Here is a 16,784-nt window from a genome sequence, read left to right on the forward strand (position 1 = left end):
AGGGAGTGCTGCCGGTCCTGCGCAACAAGGGCGTTGCCTGACCGAGGATTGAACACGCGCCAGTGTGGGCATCCTCGTGCCCGTGAGGACGGTGGAATATGCCCCTGGCCGGTGGGCCGACGTCTTCGGTGAGCCGGCGCCGTCCACGATCTTGCTGTGGCATGGCGCGCAAACCGATGCCCGCGCCGCCGTCGGCCCCTTGGCCGGCATGCTGGCCGGGCGCTCCGCGGTGGTGGTGGCGCCGGACTGGAACTCCCATGCGGATGACGGCGGGCGCGCAGATCTGCTGCGGTCGCTGGAGTTCACCTGCAACCTCGCCACCGACACCAGACGCATCCTGCTCGTCGGGTGGTCGATGGGCGGCGCCGCCGCGGCGGGCGTGACCCTGCGCGCGGCGCAATACGGCTTCGCTCCCGCGCGCACGGTGTGCCTCGCCGGAGCCTTCATGGTTCCCGATCCGATCTCCGGTGAGCCGCTGACCGACGGGCTGAGCGCCGCCGAGGTCGGTTCGCCGTTCTCGTTGCTGCACGGCCTCGACGACGACGTGGTACCGGTGGACGCCAGCAGGGATTTCGCCGCCCGCCTCGAACGCATCGGCTGGCCGGTGGAGGTGGTGGAACTGGCGGCCGATCACGGGTCGATCGCCGGCGCCGACTACGACGCCCTCGCGGACCGCTACGAACCGGCCAAGGACGGCCCGGCTCGGGTCGTGGCGCAACAGGTCGCCGGCCTGATCGCGGCGATGCTGGGCGGTTGACCGGTCCCAGTAGGCGCGAGCGCGCCTCGTTGCGGTACGAATGACGGGTGGCTGAGCCGACCATCCTGCTGCTGTCGACATCCGATACGGACCTGATCAGCGCCCGTTCCAGCGGGAAGAACTATCGGTGGGCCAACCCGTCGCGGCTGTCGGATGAAGAGCTGCCCGACCTGCTGGCCGACGCCGCCATCGTGGTGGTGCGGATCCTCGGCGGCTACCGGGCGTGGCAGAGCGGGATCGACACGGTGATCGCCAGTGGGGTGCCCACGGTGTTGGTCAGCGGCGAGCAGGCCGCCGACGCCGAGTTGACCGGTCTGTCCACGCTGGCGGCCGGGATCGCGGTGCAGGCGCACATCTATCTGGCCCATGGCGGCGTGGACAACCTGCGCCAGCTGCACGCCTTCCTCTCGGACACCGTGCTGATGACCGGGTTCGGATTCACCCCGCCGGTCGTGACCCCGACGTGGGGTGAACTGCCGCGGCCCAACGCCGTTGCTGCCGACGGCCCGACGATCGCCGTGCTGTACTACCGCGCGCAGCACCTGGCCGGCAACACCGGCTACGTCGAGGCGCTGTGCCGGGCCATCGAGGACGCCGGCGCTCGGGCGATGCCGGTCTACTGCGCATCGCTGCGCACCGCCGAACCCGAACTGCTGCAACGGCTGGGCGACGCCGACGCCATGGTGGTCACCGTCCTGGCGGCCGGGGGACTGAAGCCGGCCACGGTGTCGGCCGGCGGCGACGATGACAGCTGGAACGTCGAACACCTTGCCGCACTAGATATCCCGATCCTGCAGGGGCTCTGCCTGACCAGCCCCCGTGACCAATGGCGCGCGAACGACGATGGCCTGAGCCCGCTCGACGTGGCCAGCCAGGTGGCGGTGCCCGAGTTCGACGGCCGCATCATCACGGTGCCGTTCTCCTTCAAGGAGATTGACGACGACGGCCTGATCTCTTATGTCGCCGACGCGGAACGCTGCGCCCGCGTCGCGGGCTTGGCGGTCCGCCACGCGCGGCTGCGCCTGGTCGCCCCGGCGGACAAGCGGGTGGCCCTGGTGTTCTCGGCCTATCCCACCAAGCACGCCCGCATCGGCAACGCGGTCGGCTTGGACACGCCGGCGAGCGCCGTCGCGCTGCTGCAGGCGATGCGCGAGCACGGCTACCGGGTGGGTGAGCTGCCGGGCGTCGAGGCCAACGACGGTGACGCCCTGATCCACGCACTGATCGAGCGGGGCGGACAGGACCCCGACTGGCTCACCGAAGGCCAGCTGGCGGGCAACCCGATCCGGGTGTCCGCCAAGGATTACCGCGAATGGTTCGCGACCCTGCCCACCGAATTCACCGACGCCGTCACCGAGCACTGGGGACCGGCACCCGGGAATCTGTTTGTGGACCGCAGCAACGATCCCGACGGCGAAATCGTCATCGCCGCAATGCAATCGGACAATCTGGTGCTGATGGTGCAGCCGCCCCGCGGCTTCGGGGAGAACCCCGTCGCCATCTACCACGACCCGGACCTGCCGCCCAGCCACCACTACCTGGCCGCCTATCACTGGCTCGACGTCGGCTTCGGGTCGCACGCGGTGGTACACCTGGGCAAACACGGCAACCTGGAATGGCTGCCGGGCAAGACGCTGGGCATGTCGGCGGCCTGCGGCCCCGACGCCGCGCTGGGCGACCTGCCGATGATCTACCCATTTCTGGTCAACGACCCCGGCGAGGGCACGCAGGCCAAAAGGCGCGCACACGCTGTGCTGGTCGACCATCTGATCCCGCCGATGGCGCGCGCCGAATCCTACGGTGACATCGCACGTTTGGAGCAGCTGCTCGACGAGCACGCCAACGTCGCCGCGCTGGATCCCGGCAAGCTGCCCGCTATCCGCCAGCAGATCTGGACGCTGATGCGGGCCGCGAAGATGGACCACGACCTTGGCCTGACCGAACGTCCCGAGGAAGACTCCTTCGACGACATGCTGCTGCACGTCGATGGCTGGCTGTGCGAAATCAAGGATGTGCAGATCCGCGACGGCCTGCATATTCTTGGGCAAAAGCCAACGGGGGAAGCCGAACTCGACCTCGTGCTGGCGATGCTGCGGGCCCGCCAACTGTTCGGCGGCGAGCACACCCTGCCCGGATTGCGACAGGCCCTGGGCCTGGCCGAGGATGGCACCGACGACCGGACCACGGTCGATCACACCGAGGCCGTGGCCCGCGAGCTCGTCGCCGCCCTGCAGGCGACCGGCTGGGATGCCGATGCGGCCGAACGGATCGCCGGCAACGCCGACGTCGCCGCGGTGCTGCGATTCGCGGCCACCGAAGTGGTGCCACGGCTCGCCGGCACCGCCGCCGAAATCGAGCAGGTGCTGCGCGCCCTGGACGGCCGGTTCATCCCGGCCGGCCCGTCCGGATCCCCGCTGCGCGGCCTGGTCAACGTGCTGCCCACCGGCCGCAACTTCTATTCCGTCGACCCCAAGGCGGTGCCCTCCCGGCTTGCCTGGGAAGCCGGTGTGGCGCTGGCGGATTCGTTGCTCACCCGCTACCGCGACGACCACGGACAGTGGCCGCAATCGGTCGGTCTGTCGGTGTGGGGCACCTCGGCCATGCGCACCGCCGGCGACGACATCGCCGAAGTCCTTGCCCTGCTCGGCGCTCGGCCAGTGTGGGATGACGCTTCGCGGCGCGTGGTCGATCTGGCGGCGATTCCGCTGGCCGAGCTGGGCCGCCCGCGCATCGACGTGACGGTGCGCATCTCCGGTTTCTTCCGGGACGCCTTCCCGCATGTCGTGACGATGCTCGACGACGCGGTGCGGCTGATCGCCGAGCTCGACGAGCCCGCCGAGGACAACTTCGTCCGCGCGCACGCCCAGGCCGACCTGGCTCAGCACGGCGATCAACGCCGCTCCACCACAAGGATTTTCGGATCCAAACCGGGCACCTATGGCGCGGGTCTGCTGCAGCTGATCGACAGCCGCAACTGGCGCGACGACGCCGACCTCGCCGCCGTGTACACCGCGTGGGGCGGCTTCGCCTACGGCCGTGACCTGGACGGCCGCGAGGCCGTCGACGACATGAACCGGCAGTACCGGCGCATCGCGGTGGCCGCGAAGAACACCGACACCCGCGAACACGACATCGCCGACTCCGACGACTACTTCCAGTACCACGGCGGCATGGTGGCCACGGTGCGCGCGCTGACCGGGCAGGCACCCGCCGCCTATATCGGCGACAACACCCGCCCCGACGCGATCCGCACCCGCACGTTGTCGGAGGAGACCACCCGCGTGTTCCGGGCGCGGGTCGTCAATCCGCGCTGGATGTCGGCGATGCGCCGGCACGGATACAAGGGCGCGTTCGAGATGGCGGCGACGGTGGACTACCTGTTCGGCTACGACGCGACGGCCGGGGTGATGGCCGACTGGATGTACGAACAGCTCACCGAGCGCTACGTGCTGGACCCGGAGAACCGCAAGTTCATGTCGGAATCCAATCCCTGGGCGCTGCACGGCATGGCCGAACGGCTGCTGGAGGCGGCCGGGCGTGGCATGTGGGCGGAGCCGCAACCGGAAACGCTAGACGGACTGCGCCAGGCGCTGCTGGAAACCGAGGGCGATCTGGAAGGCTGACGCGGTCCCTAGATGAAGTCCGACCCGCCATCGACGTTGACCGTCGCGCCGGTGACATAGCCGTTGCGCCGCGACGCCAGGTAGGCGGTGAGGGAGGCGACCTCTTCGGGCAGCCCCGCGCGGCCGAGGTCGCAGGGCTGGTGAAAGTTGTTGTCGATCCAGGTCATGACGTCGACCGGATTGGTGGCGTCGAGGCCATCGGCGGCGAGGATGTCCTTGAGCGCTTCGGTGAAGCTCGCGGTGACGATGGTTCCCGGGCACACGCAGTTCACCAGGATGCCGTCCGTGGCAAGGCTTTTCGATAGGTTCTTGGTGACGCTGGCCAATGCCGATTTCGATGCCGTGTAGGCGATGATCCGCGGGTTTTGGCGCTGAATCGAATGCGCGGACAACGTCACGACGCGGGCCCAGTCCGCGGAGCGCAGCAGCGGCAAGGCGGCGCGAATCGATCGGACGGCCGACATCGTGCCGAGGGTGAACGCCTCGTCCCACTGTGCGTCGTCCATCTGCTCGAAATAGCCGTCGCCCGGTCCGATCGTGTGGACCAGGCTGTTGAGTTGCCCCCAACGTTGCGAGACGGCGGCGAAGCCAGCGGTGATCGACTCGGCGTCGGTCATATCCACGCTGACGCCCACGGCATCCGGCGCGCCCGCCCGCCGCAGCGACGAGACGGCGGCATCGAGCGCCCGGTGGCCTCTGGCCATCACCGCCACGCTGGCCCCCTCGGCCGCAAGGGTTTCGGCGATGGCCAGCCCCATGCCCTTGCTGCCGCCGGTAACCACGGCCGTCGATCCGGCAAAGCCCAGGTCCATCGCTAGTCTCCTTTGATCGGTTCCGCGGCCCGCACGCCCAGCCCACGCAGGCAGAACTGCAGCATGCGTTCGCGGAGCACGTCGCGGTCGAAATCGCCCGTCGCCCAGTGCTGATTGATGCCCGCCCAGACCACCCCGTGAATGAATTGGGCGCCCGTCATCGGGTCGACATCGTGGAACACCCCGCGCTGCAGGCCGCGCTGCAGCGCCTCGCTGAGCGGCTTGAGCATCTCCGCGTACGCGGGCTGAACAAGTGCGGAGGACTGCGACTGAGCTTCCATCGACAGGCGACGCAGGTCGGATTTGATGTTGTCATCGAACGCCAGGTCGAGTCGTCCGTCGATCCACGCCGCGACCGCGTCGACCTCCGTGGCGGCAGGTGCCATCCGGCGTCGCAGTCGCCGTTCCTCGGCGCGCGCCATGTCGAGAAAGAGCGCGGCCACCAAATCGTCCTTGGATTCGAAGTGCCGATAGAACGCCCGGGTGCCCAGCGCGGCCCGATCCAGCACCGCGCCGATGCTGAGCTTCCCAATTCCCTGCTCCCGCAGTACGGTCGAAGCGGCGGCCAGGATCTCGCGGCGCACCCCTGCGTCCGGGCCGAGTTTTTCGCGTCGCCGAGTGCGGGGAGTGCTCATCGCTTCAGGCGGTCGCGTCGTAGGCGGCGAGATAGTCCGCAAACCGCTCGCGAACGCCTTTGGGTGTCAGGCCGTAGTCGGCCAGGTCGTAGTCATGTGCGCCGCGCGAGCCGGGCCGGTGTTCCGTGGCCCAACGCGTGACCGCGGCGAGGGTGGCATCGGTGAAGGTCAAGCCCAGGGCGGCGTAGCTGGTTCGCAGCGTGCCCACCGGATCCGTCTGAAGGTCCGCGAACGAGACGTCGGCGAATCGGTCGTCGCCCATCCGGTTGCGGAAATCCATCGCCCGCCGGACACCCTCGACCCAGCTGTCGACTTGCTCGGCGCCGAGTTCCCTGGCGTCGTCGCGGTCGCTGCTCCAGCTGCGCACATACCTGATCAGGCTGCAGACCGAACCCATCACTTTGGCCGGATCGCGGTGACTCCAAAGGAATTTGGCGTCGGGATATGCCTCCACGAGCGCGTCGAGGGCGAACATGTGCACTGGTGTCTTGAGATGCCACAGCACCGGCGGACAGTGCCATTGCAGCAGCCGGAGCACTCGCCGATGAAAGACGTAGGTCTCGCGCATGTCGCAGCCCATCAACCACGCGAGATACCCGGGTGCGCGCACGGCACCGTCAAAGTGGAAGGTGCGGAAGCTCATTCCCATCAGGTCCTGGCATTCGGTCGGCGCTGTGGCCTCGGAGTTGTACAGGGTTTTCATCAGCGGGAACATGTCGTCGAGCATCTTCAGGCCGGCCTCGGCCTGGGCGATCCGCGGGTCGTTGTGTTCGGTGGCGGCCTCCGGCGGCGGGGTAGGCGCTTGCGACTCCCACATCCGCAGCGATCGGAACTGGGGGTCGGCGGCCACCAGCTGGCTCAGCGCGGTGGTGCCGGTGCGGGGCAGGCCGATGACGAAGACGGGGCCACCGACCGCCTGGTCGTCGATCTCGGGGTGCTGGCGGTAGACGTCCTCGACCTTGAGGCGTTGGATGAGGGCGTTGCTGATGGTGGCGTGCTGGATGACCCGCCCGATGTCGTTGAGGTCCGCCTCGCTGTTCAGCGCGTCGACGATCCGTTCGAGTCCCTCGCGGTAGTAGGACGATCCGAAATCGTCGAGACCGGTCGCGGTCCGGGCGCCGTCCTCTAACTCGTCAGCGTCGAAGGTCACCGTCCGAACCTTTCGTGCACCGTGCGGCGCCGTGCCGCAAGGATTGATGCGCGTTCATCGGGGGTGAGTTGTGCGGTGTCCGAAGGCAACTCGGTGCGAATATCGTCGAACGGCACCACTCGTGTCGTCGGAGTGGGGGCCGTTTCGGTCCGCACGCAGCGCAGGATGATCGGGCCGTTGCTGTGGCCCGCGGTGTCGAGCCAGTTGGCGATCCCGGGGTCACGATCGCATAGCACCACACGGACCAATCCATCGGAATCCACTGCGGCCTGATGGGCATTCAGGCTGGACTGGTGGCGCCCGTAGTGGATCGTCTCCCACCACGGGTTGCCGATCGAGAAGCTCCAATAGATGCCATGTGGTGGTTCCACCTCGACGATGAGGGCCTCGCCCGGGTGCAGTTCCCACCGGCCGATCACCGGCCGGTTCTCCGCGGCGGCCCCCATGTCGGTGCGATCGATCGGGGGCAGGAAGCCGTTGGGCGGTGCGGCGGAGCCGAACTGCAAAAAGAACGCCAGGTTGTCCGTGACGAAGTCGCCGAGCGCGGCCAGTTGCCTGGTCACCGCCGAGTAGGGATCGACCCGACCGGGTGTAGGCCGGACCTCGTCACCGAGTCGCTTGATGCGCAACGACGATGCCACCTCGGTATCCCAGTCGTAGAAGAAGTGCCGCACCGTCAACGTGGGGTGCTCGCCTTCGATACGCATCCAATTGCCCGCTCGCCCTGGCTGTTTCGAGGCTGACAGCACCACCTCGAAGTTCCCGTCGGGATCCGTTTCGAGCTCGTCGACCAACTCGTTGGCGGTGGCGGTGATGCCGTTCATCGTCTGCAGCCCGACATAGCGGGCGGTGCCGCGGTTGCCGTACAGCCGATAGCTCTCGGCGCCGCGCAGCGCGGCGCGGGTGTAGAGGCAATCCGGGCACTCCATTCCCCACGTCACGATGTCATCGGTGCTGGTGCGTTGGACGCGTAGTTCCGGATCCGGATCGAACCGCAGCGCCTCGTCGATGCCCGCGGTGAGCAGCACCAGCAGGTGCCGGATTCCGGCGGCGACGTCGATCCGATTGCGGCTTGCCGGATCGGATTCGACGGTCTGCGCGGCCTCGTTGAGCCGGCTCAAGAGTTGTGACCATGCCGCAAACAGATCGGGATCGCTCGCCTCGCCCGCCGATTCCATGGCCGCCTCGGCGATCGTGAACGGCAACCATGCAAGCGGCCTCTTCGAATCGCCCATGATTGCCTACCTCGATCGGTGGTCTGCGTTCTTAATTGAAAATAACGTTTTCATTTAAGCTGGCATGACTATCGCAGCCGAGCGCTGGGAATGTCAACGCCCCGACCCCGCGGCGGTAAGTTGTTCTGGTGACGCCGACCTTCGCTGACCTTGCCGAGACTCAGTACATCCTGCTGACCACGTTCACCAAGGACGGCAAGCCCAAGCCGACGCCGATCTGGGCAGCCCTGGACAAGCAGCGCGGGGACCGACTCTTGGTCATCACTCAGGAAAAGTCCTGGAAGGTCAAGAGAATCCGCAACACCCCGCGGGTCACGCTGGCCACCTGCACCATGAACGGCCGGCCCACCAGCGAGGCCATCGAGGGGACCGCGGCCATCCTCGACAAGTCGGAAACGGCCGCCGTCTACGACGCGATCGGCAAGCGCTACGGCGTCGTGGGCAAGGTGTTCAATTTCTTCAGCAAACTGCGCGGCGGCATGGACAACAACGTCGGACTCGAATTGAAAGTGGCCTGAACGCCAAGGCTCCGTGGCCACCGTTCTCATCCCGATCCCGGACCGCGACTTCGACCCGACCGAGGTCGCGGTCAGCTGGAAGGTGTTGACGGGAAGCGGCCACCGGGTGGTATTCGCGACCGAAACCGGCGCGCCCGGGGTCGCCGACGACATCATGGTGACGGGCCGCGGACTGGACCTCTGGTCCGCGCTGCCAGTGCTGGGCGGCATCCCGCTGATCGGGCTCACGCTGCGCGCCAACAAAGACGGCCGCAGCGCTTACCGAGACATGGTGCATTCCAACGAGTTTCAACATCCGCTTACCTGGGCGGAGGCCGGTCTCGACGGCGTCGACGCGCTGCTGTTGCCGGGCGGTCACCGCGCCCGCGGGATGCGTAGCTACATCGACAGCGGCATCCTGCACCGGCTGGTGGTGGAGGCCTTCGCCCGCCAGCTGGTGGTCGCCGCCATCTGTCACGGGGTGCTGCTCGCCGCGCGCAGCGTCGATCCCAGAACCGGCCGTTCCGTCCTGTACGGACGCAAGACCACGGCGTTGACGTGGGCAATGGAGCGGTTGGCCTGGCGCCTCACCCGGTTGACCCGGTTCTGGGATCGCGACTATTACCGGACCTATACCGAGGAGCCGGGCCAACCCGGCGGGTACATGTCGGTGCAGTCGGAAGTCACACGCGCGCTTGAAGTTCCGGCCGACTTCCGTGACGTCGCCCGCGGATCACCGCACTGGCGGCGAAAAACCTCGGGCATGGTGCGCGATACGGCGACCGACGCGCGGCCCGCATTCGTCGTCGATGACGGCGGCTACGTGTCGGCGCGCTGGCCCGGCGATACCCACACGTTCGCAACGGTGTTGGCGCAGAAGTTGAACGCGGCGCGCTGACCCGTTACGTCGCGGCGCCGGCGCCCAGATGCTCGCCGAAGAAGGCGAACACCCGTCGCCACGCATCCTCGGTTGCCTCGCGGTCGTAGCCGAAACCCGTGATCCGAAGCAGCGGTTGGCCCGGCAGCTCGTTGGCGAAGCTGTGCCCGACGCCCGGATACGTCTTCACATCGGCGGTGATGTTCTTGGCCGCGATGGTCTTGTTCAGCTTCTCGGGTGCACCCCGGCCCAGCGGGTCACGGCCGCCGAAGCTGGCCACGACCGGGCACGCGCCGTCCAGCGTCTTGTCCAGGTTGCGGGGCAGGGGAGTGCCGTAGAACGGAGCGGAGGCACCGAAACCCTTGGGGGACATGACAAGAGCGAACTGGCCGCCCATGCAGAAACCCGCGATGCCGACCTGTCCCGAACACTGCGGCATGGCCTTCAGGTGGTCGCGCGCGGCCAGGATGTCCTCGAGGGCACGGCCGCGTTGCGTCTGCAGCTCCTTCATGACGCGGGTGATGCAGCGGATGCGGCCACCGCGCGAATACAGGTTCGGGGTGACCGCCAGATAACCCGCCGCGGCGATGCGGTCGTTAATCGACTGCTTGTCCCGGCCGTAGCCGATCGCGTCGTGGATCACCACCACGCCCGGCCACGGGCCTTGCCCCGAGGGCGTGCTCAGTAACGCATCGATCGGGCCGTCGGGCGTATCGATCTGAATCGTCGTCATAGCGTCATCTAACTGCAACCACACCGGCGAGCACCACGGGAACTTGGGCGCGGTCCGCGCACGTTGGTCAGGCATGGTGTCGCGGCTGTTGCTGATCTACGCCGTCGTCGAGCTCGCGGTGATCTTCGCGCTGGTGTCGGCGATCGGATGGGGCTGGACCCTGCTGGCGCTGGTGGGGACGTTCCTGCTCGGCTGGGGCCTCGTGGCCCCGATGGCCGGGTCACACCTCATCCGCCGGATCGGGCAACTGCGCTCGGGCCTGACCGATCAACGCGCCGCGGGTGACGGTGTGCTGGTCAGCCTGGCCGCGCTCCTCGTGCTCGTTCCCGGCCTGGTCAGCACGGCGCTCGGCTTGATGCTGCTGATCCCGCCGGTGCGGTCGGCCGTCGGCCCCGGGTTGACGGCCAGGGCGGTGCGCAGGCTGCAGCGCCAGATGCCCGGACTTAGTTACGCGAGCGCCTTTCGCGCGGAGCCCCAACCGTCGTATCCGAGCGGGTACTACTCGGAAGCGGGCTCGAATGCCGGCTATGGCCACGGCGACTACATCGACGGCGAGGTCATCGACGTCCGCGACGTCGAGGCGCCGGCGCCGCAACGATTCGACGGACGCTGACGCGACGCGGCGAACCCGCCGACCGTTACTCGACATCCGAACCGTTGCACGTAGTTTTGGCCTGTGACCGATCGTGCCCGTTAGTCCCGCACCGGTGACCCTGCTGATCAATGGCCGGGTGCACAGTCCGGCCCAGCCCGACGCGACGGCGATGGCCGTCCGCGACGGCGTGGTGGCATGGCTGGGCAGCGACGAGGTCGGCCGTCGCATGTTTCCCGATGCCGACGTCGAAGATCTCCGGGGCGGGTTCGTGGCGCCGGGGTTCGTGGACAGCCACATCCATCTCACCGCCACCGGGCTGACGCTCAGCGGGCTGGACCTGCGCCCGGCGGCCTCGCGCGCCCAGTGCCTGCAGATGGTCGCCGAGTACGCCGCCGCCCACCCCGGCCAGCCGGTGTGGGGCCACGGCTGGGACGAAACCTCGTGGCCGGAGAACGCGTCGCCCGGCGTCGGCGACCTGGACGCCGTACTCGGCGACCGGCCCGCCTACCTGGCCCGCGTGGACGTGCACTCCGCGCTGGCGTCGACGGGCCTGCGACGGCTGGTCACGGAGCTGTCGGCGGCCGCGGGTTTCAGCGCCGAGGGGCCGCTGGTCGGCGACGCACACCATCTGGTGCGGGCCGTCGCCCGGGGCCTGCTGACGGGCGAACAGCTCGCCGAAGCCCGTGCCGCAGCGCTGCGGGCCGCCGCCGCGGCCGGCATCGTCGCGGTCCACGAATGCGCCGGCCCCGAGATCGGCGGGATCGACGACTGGCTGCAGTTGCGGGCCCTCGATCATGGCGTCGAGGTGATCGGTTATTGGGGTGAGCCGGTGAGCAGCCCCGCCCAGGCGCGCGAGCTGATGGCGGTGACCGGAGCCCACGGCCTGGCCGGGGACCTGTTCGTCGACGGGGCCCTGGGGTCGCGCACCGCGTGGCTGCATGAGCCGTACGCGGACGCCCCGGACTGCACGGGTACCTGCCATCTGGATTCGGATGCCGTCGAGGCGCACGTGCGGGCGTGCACCCAGGCCGAGGTCACCGCCGGATTCCACGTCATCGGGGACGCCGCGGTCGCGACGGCGGTGGATGCTTTCGAGCGCGTCGTCGCCGACCTCGGGCCGGTCGCCGTCGCCCGCTGCGGTCACCGCCTCGAGCACGTCGAGATGGTCAGCGCCGATCAGGCCGCCAAACTGGGCCAGTGGGGCGTCATCGCCAGCGTGCAGCCCAATTTCGATGCGCTCTGGGGCGGCGTCGACGGCATGTATGCGCGACGGCTCGGTGCCCAGCGAGGCAGTCGGCTCAACCCCTTTGCGCTGTTAGCATCCCAAGGCGTGCCCCTCGCTCTCGGTTCCGACGCTCCGGTCACGGGCTTCGACCCGTGGGTGAGCGTGCGCGCGGCGGTCAACCACCGCACCCCCGGCAGCGGGATCTCGGGGCGGGCCGCGTTTGCTGCCGCCACCCGCGGCGGCTGGCGGGCGGCCGGCGTCCGCGACGGCAAGATGGGCACGCTGGTGCCGGGAGCGCCGGCCTCCTACGCCATCTGGGACGCCGGGGCCCTCGAGGTGCACGCCCCGCGCGACACCGTCCAGCGCTGGTCGACGGACCCGCGGTCGCGCGTGCCGGCGCTGCCGCGATTGGATCGCGACGATGCCCTACCGCGGTGCCGGCGAACGGTGCATCGGGGCGCTGTCATCCATGGCTAGGTACCGGCTGGGCGATGACGAGCCCGCGGACCAAACCGATGCGGCCGACGAGGACGTGCCGCGGCGGCCCGACACCGACCCCATCAGCGACGAGGCCGAGTCGGACCGCGACGACCAGCCCGCCTACGTCCGCGTCGAGCCCGAGGACGACGAGCGCGACGGCGAACCCGACCGGGACGAGGACGCAGCGGAACCGGGATCGCCCGAGGGGCACGCGCCGGGTGGCGCGAGCCTGGGTGGTCGGCTCGGGACCGCGGCGCGCGGCGCGGTAACCGGGCTGGTGGCCGCGGTGGTCGCGCGACTACCCGCCGCCCAGGCCGCGATGCTGCCCCGCCTGACCCGGCTGAGTTGCGTCGTGATGGGTGGCTTACTGCTCTGCGCCAGTTTCCCGTCGCTCAATTGGTGGTGGGGTGCCGTGGTGGCCGCCGCCTTGCTGGCGTGGGTGCTGACGCACCCGGCGACCACGCCCGCGGGCGGCCTGGGTTACGCGTTCCTGTTCGGGCTGGCGTTCTACCTGCCGCTGCTGCCGTGGGTCGGGCTCCTGGTCGGCCCCATTCCGTGGATCGCGCTCGCGACCGTCTGCGCGCTGTTTCCCGCCCTCTTCGGCTTGTGCGCCGTCATTGTGCGCCGGCTGCCCGGCTGGCCCATCTGGTTCGCGCTGATCTGGGCGGCCCAGGAGTGGCTCAAGTCGATGCTCCCGTTCGGCGGCTTCCCCTGGGGGTCGGTGGCATTCGGTCAGACCCACGGTCCGTTCCTGCCGCTGGTCCAGCTCGGCGGCGTGGCGCTGCTGTCCATGGCGATCATGCTGGTGGGCTTCAGCGCGACGGCCATCGCGCTGGAGATCGTGAAGTGGTGGCACTCCGGTCACCCGGCGCCCCGCGCGGCCGGCGACAGCGGCGCCGCGGCTGCCGGGCACCCCGACCAGGCGCCGCCCGCGGTGGTGCTGCCCGGCGTCTGCATCTGCCTGGTGCTGTTCGCGTCGCTCATCATCTGGCCCCAGGTGCGCCACGCCGGTACCGGGTCGGGTGGCGAGCCGGCGGTGACCGTCGCGGCCGTGCAGGGCAACGTGCCGCGGCTGGGCTTCGAGTTCAACGAACAGCGGCGCGCGGTGCTGGACAACCACGTCCAGGAAACCCTGCGGCTGGCCGAGGACGTGCGCTCCGGGGCCGCCCCGCAACCTCAATTCGTGATCTGGCCGGAAGACTCGTCGGACATCGACCCGCTGGTCAACCGCGACGCCGCCCTGGAGATCTCACAGGCCGCGGCGGCGATCGGCGCCCCGATCCTGATCGGCAGCGTGCTCGAGGTGCCGGGACGCCCGCCGCAGGATCCGAACTACACCAACACCATGATCGTGTGGAATCCGGCCACCGGCCCGGCCGATCACCATGACAAGGAAATCGTGCAGCCGTTCGGCGAGTACCTGCCGATGCCGTGGCTGTTCAAACACCTGTCCGGCTACGCCGGTCGCGCCGGAAGCTTCGTGCCCCGCCAGGGCTCCGGGGTGGTGCACATCGCGGGCGTGCCCCTCGGCGTCGCCACCTGCTGGGAGGTGATCTTCGACCGGGTGCCGCGACAAGCGGTCCGGGGCGGAGCCCAGCTGCTGGCCGTGCCGGCCAACAACGCCACCTTCAACAAGAGGATGAGTGAGCAGCAGCTGGCATTCGCCAAGGTCCGGGCCGTCGAGCACGACCGGTACGTGGTGGTCGCGGGCACCACGGGAATCAGCGCCGTGGTGGCCCCCGACGGCGGCGAGTTGGGCCGCACCGACTTCTTCCAGCCCGCCTATCTGGACATGCAGGTGCGGCTCAAGACCAGGCTGACCCCGGCGACGCAATGGGGGCCGCTGGTGCAATGGGCGATGGCGCTGGCGGCCGGAGCGGTGATTCTGGCCGGGATACGGCACAATGGATGGTTCCCGCGTTCGGTACGTCTGCGGTCCACTCGCCAATCGGAAGGGGCCGGTGCGACCCCGGGCAAACCCCCGCCCGACGAGCACGACTTAGACACTGCGCCCGACTCCCGGGACCGGACGCCGGCAGACGACGGCGACTGACCACCCTCCGTCCCACCAGGACGGCCGACACTCTTTCGTTTTCGGGCGACACAGAGGAGCTACATGACCACCGGCCAGCCGGCGCCCCACGTCCCAGGCAACCGTCCCAGCCAGCGCGTCTTGGTGATCATCCCTACCTACAACGAGCTGGAGAACCTCCCGGTCATCCACCGGCGGCTCAAAGAGGCGTGCCCGCACGTGCACCTGCTCGTAGTGGACGACAGCAGCCCCGACGGCACCGGCCGGCTCGCCGAGGAGCTGGCGGCGACCGACGCCGGCCGCACGCACGTCATGCATCGCACGGCCAAGGACGGACTGGGCGCGGCGTACCTGGCGGGTTTCGCGTGGGGCTTGAGCCGTGACTACTCGGTGCTCGTCGAAATGGACGCCGACGGCAGCCACGCGCCCGAACAGCTGCACCGCCTGCTGGACGCCGTCGACGCCGGCGCCGACCTGGCCATCGGGTCGCGCTACGTCGAGGGCGGGACGGTGCGCAACTGGCCGAAGCGCCGCTGGGCGCTGTCCTGGACCGCGAACACCTACGCCCGGCTGGCGCTCGGCATCGGCGTGCATGACATCACCGCCGGCTACCGCGCCTACCGCCGCGAAGTACTCGAAGCGATCGACCTCGACGGCGTCGACTCCAAGGGCTACTGCTTCCAGATCGATCTGACCTGGCGCACGATCTGCAACGGGTTCACCATCGCCGAGGTGCCCATCACCTTCACCGAGCGCGAACTCGGGGTGTCCAAGATGAGCGGCTCCAACATCCGCGAAGCCCTGGTCAAGGTCACCCGCTGGGGTGTTCAGGGCCGACGGTCGGGTGCCCGGGCCACCAGGGCCGACAACCGCACCTAGGTCGCGGTCCGGCCCGGGCTCAAGCCGCGGTCAGCCCCGGCGGCGGGTCTTGATGATCTCGAGGCGCTCCTTGAGCAGCTCTTCGAGCTCCTCCACCGAGCGACGCTCCAGCAGCATGTCCCAGTGCGTCCGCGGCGGCTTCACCTTCTTCGGCTCGGGCAGGTCGCCCTCGATCAGGGTGCCTTCGAGGCCGTTGCGGCACAGCCAGGTGCCGGGGATCTCGGCGTCGTCGGCGAAGGGAACCTCGAACTCCTCGCCGTTCTCGGTCCGGTACTTCGCGAGCTGACGCGGCGCCAGGTCGTGGTTGCGGTCAGTCTCGTAGCTCACGGCCCCGAGGCGACTGCCTCTCAGTACGCGATCAGCCATGGCTGCTACTCCTTCAGGTCTTCTTCTCGGAGCTCTCCGGCTCCCTTACTGCAGTTCGGTGCAATCTGTCCAGTTAGCAAACGCTGCGGCGATCTGCGCAGTTCCCGGCCGGGGCCGGCATACGCGACGCGACCCTTAATGATACCGGGATCGCCGCGTAAACCCGACTAAAGTCGGCTGGCGTGAGCCGCCGTACCCACCCGCAGCCCTGTCGCTGGTGCGGCCGAGACGTTACCGATGCGGGAATGGGACGTCGCCGCCAGTACTGCCGGCAGTCCTGCCGGCAGCGCGCGTACGAACAACGGGCCTCGCTGAACCGCAACGGCGCGGCAGCCGTGCCCGAGGACGCGGTGGTGCTGTCGGCCGAGGACGCCGCCGACCTGTCGGATCGCGTCTACCAGGTGCGATGCGCGGCCGAGGACGTCGCCACGGCGGTCGACGAAGGCGCCGGGGCCACCGAGCTTCGCCAGTTATGCGACGCGCTGATCCAGGCCGCCAGGGCCGCCGACGGCTGGCGCCGAGCGGGTGTGTGACCGCTGCCGGGTCCGCGCCGCACCGAACCCTCCACGACATGCGCCTGACCACCGGCTATGGTCAGCCGGGTACAGTCGCGCCATGGACGTCGGGCCATGTCTACAGCGCACCGCTGTCCAGCGAGCACACCGGGCACCCGGCCTCACATCTTCTTTGCGCGGCGCGGCGCGGCGGTCCATGCCGGTCCTCCCGTAGCGGCCGGGAGCAGCGGACGTTTTGAAATCCAGTCGGAGTTGGCCATACTCACCAGCAATATTCTTGGGTCGGAGAGCGGCACGACGCTGGTCGGACGGGAAACGGCGTCGCCTCGTGCAGCAAAGTCCGTCAGTCGGCGAGAACCGCACCCGGCGGTGA

Annotated in this window: 14 protein-coding genes and 1 pseudogene; 9 read left to right on the forward strand and 6 right to left on the reverse strand. The window is 69.0% G+C overall.

The window, feature by feature from the left end; genetic code table 11:
• Positions 1-82 precede the first annotated feature (82 nt).
• Positions 83-757, forward strand: a complete 675-nt coding sequence (locus tag A5732_RS06200) for an alpha/beta hydrolase (RefSeq protein ID WP_076101817.1) — start codon at positions 83-85, stop codon at positions 755-757.
• A 47-nt stretch (positions 758-804) separates the two neighbouring features.
• Positions 805-4,380, forward strand: a complete 3,576-nt coding sequence (gene cobN, locus A5732_RS06205; RefSeq protein ID WP_076101501.1) for a cobaltochelatase subunit CobN — start codon at positions 805-807, stop codon at positions 4,378-4,380.
• An 8-nt stretch (positions 4,381-4,388) separates the two neighbouring features.
• On the opposite strand, the gene A5732_RS06210 is transcribed toward cobN, so the two are convergent.
• The 4 genes from A5732_RS06210 to A5732_RS06225 are packed head-to-tail and all read right to left on the reverse strand — an operon-like array spanning position 4,389 to position 8,212.
• Entirely contained in the window at positions 4,389-5,192 is an 804-nt protein-coding gene (locus A5732_RS06210) for an SDR family NAD(P)-dependent oxidoreductase (RefSeq protein ID WP_076101504.1), read from the reverse strand.
• A gap of 2 nt (positions 5,193-5,194) precedes the next feature.
• Complete coding sequence (locus A5732_RS06215; protein ID WP_076056542.1) at positions 5,195-5,827, reverse strand: TetR/AcrR family transcriptional regulator; 633 nt, start codon at positions 5,825-5,827, stop codon at positions 5,195-5,197.
• A gap of 4 nt (positions 5,828-5,831) precedes the next feature.
• Entirely contained in the window at positions 5,832-6,977 is a 1,146-nt protein-coding gene (locus A5732_RS06220) for a sulfotransferase family protein (RefSeq protein ID WP_076101507.1), read from the reverse strand.
• Positions 6,974-8,212 carry a DUF1214 domain-containing protein gene (locus tag A5732_RS06225; protein ID WP_076101510.1) on the reverse strand — a complete coding sequence of 413 codons (1,239 nt, stop codon included), beginning with the start codon at positions 8,210-8,212 and terminating at the stop codon, positions 6,974-6,976. The genes A5732_RS06220 and A5732_RS06225 overlap by 4 nt, the downstream gene beginning before the upstream one ends.
• A gap of 128 nt (positions 8,213-8,340) precedes the next feature.
• Here A5732_RS06225 and A5732_RS06230 point away from each other — a divergent pair, with 128 nt between their 5' ends.
• Positions 8,341-8,730 carry a PPOX class F420-dependent oxidoreductase gene (locus tag A5732_RS06230; protein ID WP_065052391.1) on the forward strand — a complete coding sequence of 130 codons (390 nt, stop codon included), beginning with the start codon at positions 8,341-8,343 and terminating at the stop codon, positions 8,728-8,730.
• A gap of 13 nt (positions 8,731-8,743) precedes the next feature.
• The gene (locus tag A5732_RS06235) at positions 8,744-9,607 is read left to right on the forward strand and encodes a type 1 glutamine amidotransferase domain-containing protein (protein WP_076101513.1); all 864 of its coding nucleotides are present in this window, start codon (positions 8,744-8,746) and stop codon (positions 9,605-9,607) included.
• A 4-nt stretch (positions 9,608-9,611) separates the two neighbouring features.
• Here A5732_RS06235 and A5732_RS06240 read toward each other — a convergent pair whose 3' ends face one another.
• Entirely contained in the window at positions 9,612-10,319 is a 708-nt protein-coding gene (locus A5732_RS06240; protein WP_076101515.1) for a dienelactone hydrolase family protein, read from the reverse strand.
• Positions 10,320-10,392: 73 nt separating this feature from the next.
• On the opposite strand from A5732_RS06240, the gene A5732_RS06245 reads away from it, so the two are divergent.
• The 4 genes and pseudogenes from A5732_RS06245 to A5732_RS27830 all read left to right on the forward strand — a co-directional run.
• Positions 10,393-10,932: an FxsA family protein gene (locus tag A5732_RS06245; protein WP_076101517.1), complete on the forward strand. Its 540-nt coding sequence runs from the start codon at positions 10,393-10,395 to the stop codon at positions 10,930-10,932.
• 94 nt (positions 10,933-11,026) lie between these two features.
• The gene (locus tag A5732_RS06250) at positions 11,027-12,616 is read left to right on the forward strand and encodes an amidohydrolase (RefSeq protein ID WP_076101519.1); all 1,590 of its coding nucleotides are present in this window, start codon (positions 11,027-11,029) and stop codon (positions 12,614-12,616) included.
• Positions 12,617-12,938: 322 nt separating this feature from the next.
• The gene (lnt, locus tag A5732_RS06255; protein ID WP_432760657.1) at positions 12,939-14,672 is read left to right on the forward strand and encodes an apolipoprotein N-acyltransferase; all 1,734 of its coding nucleotides are present in this window, start codon (positions 12,939-12,941) and stop codon (positions 14,670-14,672) included.
• A 36-nt stretch (positions 14,673-14,708) separates the two neighbouring features.
• A pseudogene (locus tag A5732_RS27830) lies at positions 14,709-15,530 on the forward strand (polyprenol monophosphomannose synthase); the annotation flags it as partial.
• 30 nt (positions 15,531-15,560) lie between these two features.
• On the opposite strand, the gene A5732_RS06265 reads toward A5732_RS27830, so the two are convergent.
• A complete protein-coding gene (locus tag A5732_RS06265) occupies positions 15,561-15,896 on the reverse strand; it encodes an RNA polymerase-binding protein RbpA (RefSeq protein ID WP_007770897.1) in 336 nt (111 codons plus the stop codon).
• Between the two features lie 182 nt (positions 15,897-16,078).
• Between A5732_RS06265 and A5732_RS27450 the strand changes: the two genes are divergently transcribed.
• Positions 16,079-16,429, forward strand: coding sequence for a hypothetical protein (locus A5732_RS27450; protein ID WP_075233280.1), 351 nt, complete (start codon positions 16,079-16,081; stop codon positions 16,427-16,429).
• Positions 16,430-16,784: the final 355 nt, after the last annotated feature.

The sequence above is a fragment of the Mycobacterium colombiense genome, from assembly GCF_001953985.1.
GTDB classification, from domain to species: Bacteria; Actinomycetota; Actinomycetes; order Mycobacteriales; family Mycobacteriaceae; genus Mycobacterium; species Mycobacterium colombiense_B.